Below are 11682 nucleotides of genomic sequence, written 5' to 3'. Positions count from 1 at the left end.
CGGGGCGACGTGGTGCGGTGGGTCGCGAAACCACGACGGGTGGGTCGCCGCGAGCGGGCCGGTGGGCATGGCCGAAGATCCTGTCGTGACGTTTCCCCAGATGGTCGCGCTGACGGCCCGCCTGCCCCGCCGGGGCCGCGGTTTCTGGTACTCGGTGGCCATCGACCTGCTGTGGCCGCTGGTCGTGCTGTTCGTCCGGATGAGGATGGCGGGGCGGCCGAACATCCCGCGCGAGGGCGCGGTGCTGCTGGCGTCCAACCACCTGTCGTTCGCCGACCCGGTGACGCTGACGGCGTTCGCGCTCGCCTCCGGCCGGGTGCCCCGGTACCTGGCCAAGGCGAGCCTGTGGAAGGCGCCGGTGCTCGGGTGGGTGATGTCGTCGGGTCGGCACATCCCGGTGGACCGCAGCAGCGTGCGCGGCGGATCGGCGCTGGACAGCGCGCGCTCGTCACTGGACGCCGGGGAGTGCGTGATCGTCTACCCCGAAGGCACGTTCACCAACGACCCCGAAGGTTGGCCCATGCGCGGCAAGAACGGGGTCGCGCGGCTGGCGCTGACGTCCCGGACGCCCGTGGTGCCGGTGGCGCAGTGGGGGACCAGGGAGCTGCTGCCGCCGGGCAAGTTCGTGCCCCGGCCGTGGCGGAAGGTGACCGTGGTGGCGGGCTCCGAGGTCGACCTGTCCGACCTGTACGGGTTGGAGCCGACCAAGGCCGTGCTGGACGAGGCGACCGCGCGGATCATGGCGGCGGTCACGACCCTGCTGGTCGGCGTCCGCGACCTGCCGCACCCCGGGAGCAGGTGACCCTCGGTCCCGATCGGGCAGCCGCGCGTCACGAGATGAGCCGCACAACCCATTACGGTCCGGCGGAACCTCGCATTGTGTGAAAATCAGTCACCGTGGCGCTAGGGGGCATGCGCCGAATCCGTGTGTCCGGGGGGCTCGATGCTGCGCAACGCAGGTGCGGTGAGCACTGTCCTCGTGCTCGTCGCGCTCACGGTCGCGGCCTGGGCGCACGGTGGCGACGGGGGTGACCCGAACCGGCCGCGCGCGGCCACCGTCGCCGGTGACCCCCGGCTGCCCTGGGCCGCCGAGCCGTCCTACGAGCTGGTCGAGCCGGTCGGCACGCTGTCCGTGCGGCTGTCCGGCCCGCCGTCGGTGATCGAGGAGGCGGGCGTGCTCGGCCGGGTCGACCTGGACGTGGTCGAGCCGGTGACGAAGCAGATCGCCGCTCTGGTGTCCACCGAGGGCGAGCTGGTGCGCGGCGCCTGGCTGTTCACCGTGTTCCAGGCGGAGGACCCGACCGGCCTGCTGGACGACATCGTCTCGCTGTACGAGGAGGTCGGCTACCAGGCTGTTCCCGCGCAGGAGGGTGTCGTGGCGCTGGCGTTCGCGCCGGAGGAGGGGCCCGTCACCTACCGCGGCCACTACGTCAGCGGTCGGGGCGTGGTCCGGGTCGAGGCGTTCGGCCCGGACGGCGACGCCGCCGAGGCGGCCTTCCACGAGCTGCTGGCCGCGCAGCTCCGCGACCTGCCGGTCACGTCATGACGGGGGAGCGCCCGATGCCCACCGCCATCGCCCGCGCGACCGGGATCTGCCTGGTCGTCCACAGCTACCTCGGCGGCCTGTGGCTCGACCGGCACGGTGAGCGGTTCGTGGTGTTCGACGAGGCGCGGGAGTGGCTGAACCGGCCGCTCGGCATCGGCGAGGACTTCGGCGTGCTCGGGATGATGCTGCTGCTCCTGGCGAGCGGTCACGCGGCGGTGTCGGCTCGGCGGGGCGTGGGCTCGCGGACGCCGAGTCCGGCGATGGCCGGCGGGCCGGGCCCGGTCGGCTCGGGTCGAGCGGTCGAGCCCAGTTCGGGTCAGGGGGTCGAGTCCGGTTCGGGTCGGGCGGTCGAGCCGGGCTCGGGTCAGGCTGCTGGGCTGGGCTCGGAGCAAGAGGGCGAGCCCGGTTCGGGCCAGGCTGCTGAGTTCGGCTCGGGTCGAGCTGCCGAGTCCGGCTCGGAGGAAGCGGGCGAGTCCGGCTCGGAGCGGGAGGCCGGGGTGAGGTCGGTCGGGTGGCGTGATGACGTGCGCAGGCTCGTGCGCATCGCGGTGCCGGTCGCCGTCGCGGCCCTGCTCACCGCCGTCCTCCTCCTGCTCGACGTCGAGGTCCTGGTCCAGCCGATGGCCCTGGTGCTCGGCATCGAACTCGTGATCTGGCTGACCGGCGCGCTCGCCGTCCGGACGAACGCCTGGCTGGTGCCGCTCGGCCAGCTCCTCGTCGTGGCCGGGCTGCTCCTGGCCGGCGGGGTGTCGGCGGACTTCGCCATGCCGCTCGTGCTGTTCCCCCTCGCCGTGCTCGGCCAGGTGATCGGCAGGCTGCCCGGCTGGGCGGTCGCGCTCTTCGGCTTCGGCGTGTGGGGCCTGCTGGCGTGGACCGAGCACGTGCACCCCGGGGTGGCCGAGTGGTGGTATCCGCTCACCGCCCTCTACGCGGTCCTGTTCTACGTGATCACCACGCGAGCCCGCACGACCACCCGAGCGGTGCGGTGGTTGGCGGGTCGCGCCAGGTGGCTGCTCGTCCTCACGGGCACCCTCGGCTGGGCCGTGCTCGGCCTCGGCCTCCCGTTCCCCGTCGGCTTCCTGCTCGGCCTCGGCGCGCTCGCGCTGGTCGCCGAGCTGACCCGCCGATTCGACCGCGCCGGTGAGGTGTCGCCGTGACCACCGTCCAGGAACGCCCCGCGGCCACCCCGACGCGACCAGGCGGCGGCCGGCTGCACGGCCTCGACCTGCTGCGCGTCCTCGCGTCGGCGACGATCGTCTACCACCACGTGGCCGCGTGGATCCACGGCGGCAGGAACTGGTTCCCGATCGGCGACGCCGTCAACGCGGCCACCGACACGCTGCACCTGCGCTCGGAGCTGAGCTTCGTCGGGGTGGCGCTGCTGTTGCTGATCTCCGGCATCGTGGTGACCGGCGTGTCCTTCCGCGAGCGGCCGGTCGAGTTCCTGACCAGGCGGGTCGCCCGGGTGATCCCCCCGATGTGGGCGGCGCTGCCGATCAGCTTCGCGTTCGTGGTGGCGGGCCTGGCGCCGTCGATGGCCGCGAAGTCGCACGGGACGCTGGACAACCTGCTCGCGGACCTCTGGTTCGGCACGTACCTCATGCGGGGCCACCACTCGATCCTGCCGATCACCTGGTCGCTGCTCGTCCAGCTGTCGTTCTACCTGTTCATCGCGCTGACGATCCCGCTGCTGCGCCGCCGGCCGTGGCTGCCGCCCGCGGTCGCGGCGGCGGCGATCTCGATCACGATGTCGCTGGTGCCGGAGGGCGTGGCCGTGCCGACGCGCACGATCGTCGCGTTCCTGCCGATCGTCTTCATCGGCCACGTCATCTCGCTGGTGTGGCTCGGCAAGATCCGGCTGGGCGTCGGGCTGCTGCTCGGTGCGGCGCACTTCATGCTCTTCACCCGGGCCGAGCTGGTGTCGGCGTCGATGTTGCAGGGCGGCGGCTACGAGAACGCGCTGCTGATCGACATCCTGATCGTCATCCTGTGCATGGGCGCCAACGGCCGGATCGCCACCGCCCGCTGGGTCAAGGTCGTCGGCAAGCGCACCTACTCGGTCTACCTGCTGCACATGCCGGTGACGTTCGGCGTGATGGCCCTGCTCCAGCCCCTGGTCGGCACGCCGCTCGCGGCGATCGGCGCGCTGCTGGCGATGGCCCTCGCCGTCGAGGTCTTCCACCGGTTGGTCGAGATGCCGGTCACCAAGCTGGTCCGGCGCGGCCTCGACCGGCGGCGCGGGGAGCGCCGCTAGAGCTCGCGGGGGCGCTGCCCGGAGCGTTCGCGCTCCCACCGCAGGTACTGGCCGGCGACGGTGGACACGCTGGTGAGCAGCCACACCGCGACGCCCGCGTCGTCGGTCACGCCGATGACCGGCAGCAGCTCGGGCAGCAGGTCGACCGGCGAGACGAGGTAGAGCACGGCGAAGCCCCACGTGGCCAGCGTCGTGGTGGGCAGGCCGTACGCCTTGCGCTCGCGCAGCAACCGGGGCAGCGCCTTGGCCCGCTGGAGGACGTTGCCGACCGGGCGCGGCTCGCCGTTGCGCTCCCAGCGCCGACGCCTGCGCACGGCCCACAGCACACCGGCCGCGACACCGAGCACGAGCAGGCCGGAGCCGGCGACGACGGGCGGCAGGCCGACCAGGTCGTCGTCGCGCCACAGCAGCGTGCCCAGCCCGAGCAAGGTGAGGACCACGCTGAGGAAGATCACGCCTCCATGGTAGTGGCGCGGCGGCGTTCACGCGGGTGGAGCGGCGGGCGTGGTCACGTCGCGGACACTTCCGCCGCGACGTGCCGGCGGCTCGCGGGGCGGGACGGCGGGCCGAGGTCCGTCCGATGTGGACACCCCGCCGCTCGGCGCCTGCGGCTCACCAGTTGCTCTCGGGGGGTGAGCCATAGCGCCACCGCGCCGGGTCCTTCGCCAGGCCGCGCAGCACGACGGCGTCCAGCGCGGGGGTGACGAGCGGGCTGAACACCGAGGGCGCGGGCGGCGGTTGCGGCAGGTGGGCGCGACCTTGGCGGCCGGGTCGGCGGCCTGGTGCGGCAACCGGTCGGTCAGGCACGCGAACAGCGCGCAGACCGGCGAGTACTGGTCCGCCCGGCCGTCGACCCGCCTGCTGGACAGCCGTTCCGGCGCCACGTGGTCCCACGAGCCCGATCAGGTCGCCGGACCGGGTCAGCGTCGTTGACCGGGACGACGTTCGGGTGCCGCAGCGCGGCGGCGATCAAGTCGGACTGCGCCCCATCGCGCCCCCCCCGGCTGAGCGAACCCCACTGCGCACTGCGGGCCGCGTGACGGGTCGTGCACGCCCGTTCTGCGGCCCGCAGTGCTTTCACCGGACCCGCCGGGTGAAGGGGTGGACCGTCGGGGTCCGGGGTGTGGCGCGATGCGGGTCGAGGGACGAGCCCGCGGTCGCCGAGGCGTGTTCCTGCCTGGTCCTGCTCAGATGCCGCAGGAGGACGCCGACCAGAAGCGGCTGCCCCGGTGGTCGACGTGGGTGTGGTCGCCGTGACCCGGGTAGCCCGGGCCGAGGATGCCGTTGAACCCGTGGTTGCGGGCCTGCTGGGCCATCCGGCACAGCGAGTGCGGCCCCGCCCCGAGGTCGACCCCGTCGCCGTACAGGTGCCGGGAGTCGGACGCCCCGCCCACCGCGCTGTTGCACGAGATGCTGCGGAACCCGCTGGTGACCCGGATCGACTGGTCGCCGAGCGCGTGCCGCATCGCCTGCAGCTTCCACATCGACACCAGCGCGTTGAACTTCGCCGTCGCCGCCGAGACCTTGCCCCCGGCCCAGGTGGAGTTGCAGTTGTTCAGCTCCGCGTAGGAGAAGTTGACCGGCGTGCAGTCGTCGTCCTGCAGGGAGTAGATCCGCGAGTAGGTGGCGCTGCCCGCCACGCCGTCCGCCGCCAGGCCGTACGCCTGCTGGAAGCGCACGAGCGCCGACCTGGTCGCCGGGCCGAACTGGCCGTCGATGCCGAGCACCGCGCCGTAGCCGGGGTAGCCGGACAGCCGGACCTGCAACTGCCGCACGTCCTCGCCGGACGCGCCCTGGGAGAGGGTTCGGTTCCACGTGTAGCAGCCGTCGGCTTGCGCCGTGCCGCCACCTGCCACGAGCACCACGGCGACGAGCGCCACCGAGGCCAGGTAAGAAACGAGTCGGAGCACAGGGACCTCCAGACCGGGTTGGGGGACGGCTCTGGAGCCTGGCGGAGAGGTAAACTTGCGTCAATCTGTCGCAGATGTCTGAATATTTCACACATCAAGAACAGTTTGTGAACAACTGAGGTCACGCGGGGACGGTCCACTCGGGCGAGACGTCGTTGAAGCCCGCCCAGTGCCCCACGTCGAACCCGCCCGGACCGGATCGGCTGCCCCAGTCGACCCGCCTGCCGGCCAACGCCTGCACGGTCCTCGCCGCCTGCCGGTCGAGCAAGCCGTCCACCTCGTCGTCGCGCAGCCCGTCGATCTCGTCCCAGAAGGTCAGGACCCGGTTGACGTACAGCGCGACCAGGTGGTCGCGCGCCGCCTCGAACCGACCGCCCGCCACCGCCACCACCGCGTCCGCCAGCACCTCCGGCCAGTCGTCCGTGGTCACGCGCAGCCCCCACGGCGCGGCCGGCGCCGAACCGGCCGACGGGAACAGCGCCCGCACGTCCGCGCCGTGCGCGTCCAGGTACCGCGCGACCGACCCGGACACCCTCGCCACCACCGCCGGGTCCTGCGGCACGGCGAGGCCGTCCACCGCCGCACGCGCCTTCGGGGCCGCGAAGCCGGGCGCGCGCACGCCGCCGGTCCGCAGCACGACGTGGAACAGCGAGTCCAGCACCTGCTGCGGCAACCGCAGGATCTTCGGGAACGGCGAGTTGTGCAGCTTGCGACCCAGCGGCACCTCCACCACCCGGACGTGCTCGCGCAGGGCGTTCGCGGTCAACCACACGTCGATCCCGTACAGGTAGGCGCTGTCCGGGCGCGGCCAGGTGCGGGCGAGTTCGAGGAACGCGCGGTTGAACGCGAACTCGCCGCCGATCGGCTGCTGCACGTGCACCCCGAACACCGCCGCCAGCAGCGGGCCCGCCAGGTGGTTCGTGGTGTTCGCCTCGAACCGGTCGCGCCGGTACGCGGGCACGGCCAGCACCGGCTCCGCGCCCTCCACCGCGTCCGCCAGCGCCGGCACCCACCGGGGTTCGGCGGACCGCACGTCCGCGTCGAGCAGCAGCAGCCGGTCCGCGCCCAGGTCGAGCGCCCGGTCCATGGCGGCGAACACGTTCGTGCCCTTGCCGGTGCCCTCGCCGCCGGAGCTGACCACGACCTTGCGCGCCCGCAGCGGTGCGGCGGTGAACTGCCCGACCGTGTCGTCGGTGCTGCCGTTCTCGGCCAGGACCACGACGTTCGTCCCGCCGGGGAACGCGAGGCCCAGGCCGGCGTCGGCGGCCAGGGCCACCGCGCCGACCGTGCGCGCCTCGTCGCGGGCCGGGATGCCGACCACGGTGACTCGACTCCGATTCGCCATGGGACCGAATGCTCAGCGGCCGGGGTTACGGCGGCACGGCGTCGAGGTAACGGATCAACGGGGTCTGGCCTTCGGTCCGGTGCGGGCGAGCGCGCGGGCCTGCCCGCGGGACCGCACGACCGGGGCGTGCGAGGGCGGGACGGGCAGCGGCTGGGACTCCTGCTGCTGACGCGGCAGCCGTGCTCCGGCGGGCGGGCTCCCGGCGAACCGGGGGTCGTCGGCGAACCGGGGGTCGTCGGGCAACCGGGGGTCGTCGGCGAACCCGGGACCCACCGACTCGGCGCCCACCCGCCGGTCGCCGGTCGCCGGCGGCTCGGCCAGGTGCTGCGGCCCCCGGCGCTGCGGCCCGCTCGCGGTCACCCGGTTCTGCCGCCACAGCTCGGTCGACAGCTTGATCATCGCCGTCGGCGCGTCCAGCCCCACCATCCCGACCAGCCTGCCGTCGTTGATGAACCCGGTGATGGTCCGGTGGTCCTTCTGCGAGCCCGCCAACGTCGTCGTGTCCTTGCCCATCGCGGGCAGGCCCGAACCCTGGATGCGCATCCCGTACTGCTCGGTCCAGAACCGGGGCACCGGGGTGAACGGCCGCGAATCAGCCCTGCCCGCCAACAGGTTCTCCGCGGCCGCCCGCCCCATCTCCACCGCGTTGAGCCAGTGCTCGACCCGACGCGGTTGGCCTCCGAACCGGAGGTTCGGCCACCGCGCGACGTCGCCCGCGGCCACGATGTCGGTCCCGCCGACCACGTGGCACGTGGGGTCGCACAGCACGCCGTCCTCCAGCACCAGACCCGACCCGCGCAGCCAGGCGATCGACGGCGAGGCGCCCACCGCGATCACCACGACCGCGGCGAAGAACACCTGCCCGTCGGAGAGGTGGATCGCCACCCCGCCCGCCTGCCGCACCCAGTGCCGGATCTTCACGCCCATCGCCATCCGGACACCGCGCGCCCGGTGCGCCTCGGTGACCGTGTCGGCGATGTTCTTGCCGACCGCGTTGCCCAGCAACGTGGACGACCGGCTCACGATGGCCACGTCACGGCCCATCGTCTTCACCGAGGCCGCCATCTCGCAGCCGATCAGGCCGCCGCCGATGACCACGACCAGCCCCTGCGTGGAGTTGATCGCCTGCTTGATCGCGATCGCGTCGTCCACGGTCCGCAGCACGTGGATGCGCGGGTCCTGGCGCGGCGCGCCGACGAGGTGGCGCGGCTCCACGCCGGTCGCGATGACCAGCCCGTCGTACTTCAGCTCCTCGCCACCGGGCAGGCCGACGACGTGCCGGTCCGGCTCCAGGTGGGTGGCCGCCGTGCCCAGCCGCCACACCGCGTCCAGCTCGCGGCTGATCGTCAACCGCAGGTCGGACGCGACCAGCTCGCCGTTGACGGCCTCCTTGGACAGCGCCGGCCGGTGGTAGGGCAGGTGCCGCTCCGCGCTCACGATCACGACCTCGCCGCGGAAGCCCAGCTCCCGCAGCCGCTCGCCCGCGCGCAGGCCGGCCAGCCCGCCGCCCGCGATGACCACGCGCTCCTCGTTCTTCACCGGACACGCTCCCGCAGCTCGATCGCCCGCATCGGGCACGCCCGCGCGGCGGCCCGCGCCTGGGCGAACTGCTCGGGCGGCGGCCTGCGCTCGTAGCGCAACCGCTCGTCGTCGACCAGCTGGAACAGGCCGGGCGCCTCCGCCTGGCAGATGCCGTAGCGGTGGCAGCGCTCGTTGTCGACGCTGATGTCCAGCGCGCTGCCGCCCGCGCCGTCCGGCTCGGGCTCGAAACCGGGCTCCGGCTCCAGCATGCCGAGCTTGACCAGCCAGTCCGGCGGCAGGAAGCGGGCGACGGCCATGGTCGCCGTCGGCACCAGGACGGTGAGGCCCGCCAGCCACAGCACGGCCAGGTTGCCGTTCGCGACGGCGCCGAACCAGGAGTGCACGACGGTGAGGGCGACCGCGGGGTAGGCGAGCTGGTGCAGCCTCAACCACTTGCGGTAGTAGACCTTCTTGCGCAGCCCCGCGGTGATCGCGATGGTCAGCATGAGCTCCAGGCCGACGATGCCGAGCGCGTGCCGGAACAGGCCGCCGTCGGCGAACGGCACCAGGACCCGGAAGTACGAGAAGGCGTCGAGCTGCAACAGGGTGAACGCGATCGCGTGCAGCGACCCGAACGTCAGGGCCATGGTCGCCAGCACCATGTGGCTGTTGCGCAACCCCTGTCTGCCGGAGACCTTGTTGGCCCAGCCGGTCGCGATCAGGACGCCCCAGCACAGGGTGGCGCACATGGTCGCGTAGGCCAGGCGCGCCGATATCTGCGCGACGTGGCGCACTCCGGCGTCGTGGTCGCCGCCGGTCGCCTGGGCGATCAGCAGCGGAACCTGGGTGAGCACTGGTGTCTACCTCCGAGGTGGCGGGAGAGAACTCGCAGGCGGTGGCGGGGGTCGACCCGCCCGGCGGGCCGCGCAGGAGTGGTCACGACCTGCCGGGCGGGTTCGAGGGTGTGGAAGTCCTCCGGTGGAGGGGCTGTGGTGTCGTCCGGGGCACCACCTCCTTTCACTTGACGTTGCCGCGTGGCCGCAGCAGGCGCAGGATGCCGATCGTCACGACCGCGCCCACCAGGCACATGAGGAGGACGGCGAGAGGGCTCGGCTCTCCCGTGGGCAACTGGGCCGCGGCGCGCACCGGGTCGGCGCTCACCGCCGCCACGTTCGCCACGCCCGCGGGAACCGGCTTGGACAGACCCACGTCGGTGACCATGTTGGTGCTCTCCAACAGGGTCATGTGCTTGAGCACGATCTGGTTGCACACCTGGGCGAACTGCCGGATCGCCTCGTTGCGGGTGGTGGCCCGCACCGTGCCGATGACCGGGAAGATCGAGCCGTGCGCGGCGCGCAGCCGGTTGGCGAACGAGTCGTCGAAGGCCGCGCCGGTGCGCGAGCGCATCTCCGCCATCCACGACTGCTGGTCGGCGTTGGCCTGGTCCGGCAGCGGGACGCCCATCTGGGACGCCAGCCGCACCACCCGCTCGTCCAGGAACTCGTGGTCGCTCGCCAGCTGCTGGCCGACCTCCTTGACCCTGGTGCTGGCCGCGCGGGTCTGCGCCTCCTCGCCCATGGGCATCTCCCACAGCCCCGCGAGGCGGACCTTGACCAGGAGGTCCTTGTCCTGGGCGGTGATCGGTCCCAGCGGCGTCTGCTCCACCTGGCCCGCCGCGGGCGGGTCGTCGGCGTGCGCGACACCGGGCAGCGCGGGCAGCGCCAGCAGGTGCAGCGCCAGCACCGCTGCCGCGAAACGCTTGGCTGACATGGTCTTCGCGCCCTAGTAACCGTCGCCGGTGGACGGTTGGCCGGGCGCCGCGCCGTCCTCGGTCTGCGCCTTCTTGCCCTCGGGCGTCACCGCGAACCACGTGCCGCCCTTGCCCTGGCCCGCCAGGTCTCCCGCCTTCTTGTCGCCCGCGTACCGGTACAGCGGCCAGCCGGCCAGCGTCACCTGCTTGCTGCCGTCCGCGCGGGCCACCGAGCCGACCAGCGTCGGGTCCACACCGGAGGTCATGGTGTGGTCGCTGACCAGCACCGGGGGCCACAGTTCGAGGCACGCGGCATCGCAATTGGACTTCGGCGGTTTCGCGGTGTCCTTGTCGAAGCGGTACAGCGCGAAGCCGCCCGCGTCCGCCACGAACCAGCCGACTCGCTCCGACTCGGTCGCGGAGAGCATCTGGTGCGGCTCCTTGCCGAATTCCGGTTGCTGTTGGAGAGTCGTCGGACCGGAACCGGCGCCGACCGCGCCACCCTGGTTCGCAGCGCCGCCGGCGCCGGTCGCGCCACAAGCGCTGACCAGCACCAACGCCGCTGCCGCCGGGAGCAGCGGCAACACCTGCCTGGAACGTCGACTGCGCATCGTTGGTCCTTTCTCCTGCTGGCGGGTCCGCCGAAAGGACCAGCGGACCGGAGGGCCGGGTCCGTGCCTTTGAAGCGGATACCGGGGGATACGGACACGATGCGATGACGGTTCACGAACAAATCGACGACTTTTTTTGCGGCGAAACCCTCGACGCGGCCGCCCCCGGCGCGCTTGGATGCTCGGCGTGGCGCGGCACAGACGCAGCACTTCCCCCCGAAGAGATCACGGCCGGCCGGACCTGAGTCTGGAAGACGAGCTGATCCGCAGGCTCTACCAGGAGTTCGGCAGCGCGCTGCTCGGACATGCCATGAGGCTGACCGGCAGCGACCGGCAGTGGGCAGAGGACATCGTCCAGGAGACGCTCGTGCGGGCATGGCGCAACGCCGAGAAGTTGGAGCGGGACCCGGTCCTGCTGCGCTCCTGGCTGTTCACCGTGGCCCGGCGGCTGGTCATCGACGACCGTCGCAAGCGGAGCGTCCGACCCCAGGAGTCGGAGTTGACGCCGTCCGACGAGGCGCCGCAGCGGGACGAAGCGGACCGCACGCTGGCGGCGATAGTCGTGGCCGAGGCGATGAACGGACTGACGGAAGAACACCGGGAGGCTATTCTCGAGACGTACTTGAGGGATCGGACCGTCGGGGAAGCCGCAGCGGTGCTCGGGGTGCCGCCCGGCACGGTGAAGTCCAGGGTGTACTACGCCCTCCGCGCCCTGCGGCGCTCGTTGCAGGATCGGGGCTGAACA

13 protein-coding genes are annotated in these 11682 nt (G+C 72.6%); 6 read left to right on the top strand and 7 right to left on the bottom strand.

Translation table 11 applies throughout. From position 1 onward, the window contains the following. The first annotated feature begins 100 nt into the window (after positions 1–100). From AB0F89_RS29575 to AB0F89_RS29560, 4 genes are all read left to right on the top strand, one after another. Complete coding sequence (locus AB0F89_RS29575) at positions 101–802, top strand: lysophospholipid acyltransferase family protein (RefSeq protein WP_367139036.1); 702 nt, start codon at positions 101–103, stop codon at positions 800–802. Between the two features lie 162 nt (positions 803–964). Beyond that, positions 965–1546 carry a hypothetical protein gene (locus tag AB0F89_RS29570; RefSeq protein WP_367128917.1) on the top strand — a complete coding sequence of 194 codons (582 nt, stop codon included), beginning with the start codon at positions 965–967 and terminating at the stop codon, positions 1544–1546. Positions 1547–1560: 14 nt separating this feature from the next. Beyond that, on the top strand, positions 1561–2703 hold the full coding sequence (locus tag AB0F89_RS29565) for a hypothetical protein (protein ID WP_367128916.1): 1143 nt from the start codon (positions 1561–1563) through the stop codon (positions 2701–2703). Then, positions 2700–3800: an acyltransferase family protein gene (locus AB0F89_RS29560; protein WP_367128915.1), complete on the top strand. Its 1101-nt coding sequence runs from the start codon at positions 2700–2702 to the stop codon at positions 3798–3800. Before AB0F89_RS29565 ends, AB0F89_RS29560 begins: the two co-directional genes overlap by 4 nt. Here the strand turns inward: AB0F89_RS29560 and AB0F89_RS29555 are convergent. Next, the gene (locus AB0F89_RS29555) at positions 3797–4255 is read right to left on the bottom strand and encodes a YkvA family protein (protein ID WP_367128914.1); all 459 of its coding nucleotides are present in this window, start codon (positions 4253–4255) and stop codon (positions 3797–3799) included. The two genes, AB0F89_RS29560 and AB0F89_RS29555, sit on opposite strands and share 4 nt — an antisense overlap. A gap of 292 nt (positions 4256–4547) precedes the next feature. Here AB0F89_RS29555 and AB0F89_RS29550 point away from each other — a divergent pair, with 292 nt between their 5' ends. Then, a complete protein-coding gene (locus tag AB0F89_RS29550; RefSeq protein WP_367128913.1) occupies positions 4548–4733 on the top strand; it encodes a hypothetical protein in 186 nt (61 codons plus the stop codon). A gap of 254 nt (positions 4734–4987) precedes the next feature. Here the strand turns inward: AB0F89_RS29550 and AB0F89_RS29545 are convergent, their stop codons facing one another. The 6 genes from AB0F89_RS29545 to AB0F89_RS29520 all read right to left on the bottom strand — a co-directional run bounded on the left by AB0F89_RS29545 (position 4988) and on the right by AB0F89_RS29520 (position 10937). After that, positions 4988–5710: a D-Ala-D-Ala carboxypeptidase family metallohydrolase gene (locus AB0F89_RS29545; protein WP_367128912.1), complete on the bottom strand. Its 723-nt coding sequence runs from the start codon at positions 5708–5710 to the stop codon at positions 4988–4990. Between the two features lie 121 nt (positions 5711–5831). Beyond that, positions 5832–7055 (bottom strand): glycosyltransferase family 2 protein, encoded by a 1224-nt coding sequence (locus AB0F89_RS29540; protein WP_367128911.1) that lies wholly within the window; start codon positions 7053–7055, stop codon positions 5832–5834. A 54-nt stretch (positions 7056–7109) separates the two neighbouring features. After that, positions 7110–8594, bottom strand: a complete 1485-nt coding sequence (locus AB0F89_RS29535; RefSeq protein ID WP_367128910.1) for an NAD(P)/FAD-dependent oxidoreductase — start codon at positions 8592–8594, stop codon at positions 7110–7112. Beyond that, the gene (locus AB0F89_RS29530; protein ID WP_367128909.1) at positions 8591–9430 is read right to left on the bottom strand and encodes a ferredoxin; all 840 of its coding nucleotides are present in this window, start codon (positions 9428–9430) and stop codon (positions 8591–8593) included. Before AB0F89_RS29530 ends, AB0F89_RS29535 begins: the two co-directional genes overlap by 4 nt. A gap of 163 nt (positions 9431–9593) precedes the next feature. After that, positions 9594–10346: a DUF4142 domain-containing protein gene (locus AB0F89_RS29525; protein ID WP_367128908.1), complete on the bottom strand. Its 753-nt coding sequence runs from the start codon at positions 10344–10346 to the stop codon at positions 9594–9596. A gap of 12 nt (positions 10347–10358) precedes the next feature. Next, on the bottom strand, positions 10359–10937 hold the full coding sequence (locus tag AB0F89_RS29520) for a hypothetical protein (RefSeq protein ID WP_367128907.1): 579 nt from the start codon (positions 10935–10937) through the stop codon (positions 10359–10361). A gap of 178 nt (positions 10938–11115) precedes the next feature. Between AB0F89_RS29520 and AB0F89_RS29515 the strand changes: the two genes are divergently transcribed. Then, positions 11116–11679: a sigma-70 family RNA polymerase sigma factor gene (locus AB0F89_RS29515; RefSeq protein ID WP_367128906.1), complete on the top strand. Its 564-nt coding sequence runs from the start codon at positions 11116–11118 to the stop codon at positions 11677–11679. Positions 11680–11682: the final 3 nt, after the last annotated feature.

Origin of the sequence: Saccharothrix sp. HUAS TT1 (genome assembly GCF_040744945.1) — a bacterium.
Taxonomy (GTDB): Bacteria; Actinomycetota; Actinomycetes; order Mycobacteriales; family Pseudonocardiaceae; genus Actinosynnema.
The sequence above is the reverse complement of the archived record's forward strand: the minus strand, read 5'-3'. Positions and strand labels throughout refer to the sequence as shown.

Excerpts from the sequence above, each read along its gene's own strand:
- AB0F89_RS29520 (WP_367128907.1), bottom strand. The coding sequence starts at position 10,937 with ATGCGCAGTCGACGTTCCAGGCAGGTGTTGCCGCTGCTCCCGGCGGCA.
- AB0F89_RS29525 (WP_367128908.1), bottom strand. The coding sequence starts at position 10,346 with ATGTCAGCCAAGCGTTTCGCGGCAGCGGTGCTGGCGCTGCACCTGCTG.
- AB0F89_RS29565 (WP_367128916.1), top strand. The coding sequence starts at position 1,561 with ATGCCCACCGCCATCGCCCGCGCGACCGGGATCTGCCTGGTCGTCCAC.
- AB0F89_RS29575 (WP_367139036.1), top strand. The coding sequence starts at position 101 with ATGGTCGCGCTGACGGCCCGCCTGCCCCGCCGGGGCCGCGGTTTCTGG.
- AB0F89_RS29515 (WP_367128906.1), top strand. The coding sequence starts at position 11,116 with ATGCTCGGCGTGGCGCGGCACAGACGCAGCACTTCCCCCCGAAGAGAT.
- AB0F89_RS29540 (WP_367128911.1), bottom strand. The coding sequence starts at position 7,055 with ATGGCGAATCGGAGTCGAGTCACCGTGGTCGGCATCCCGGCCCGCGAC.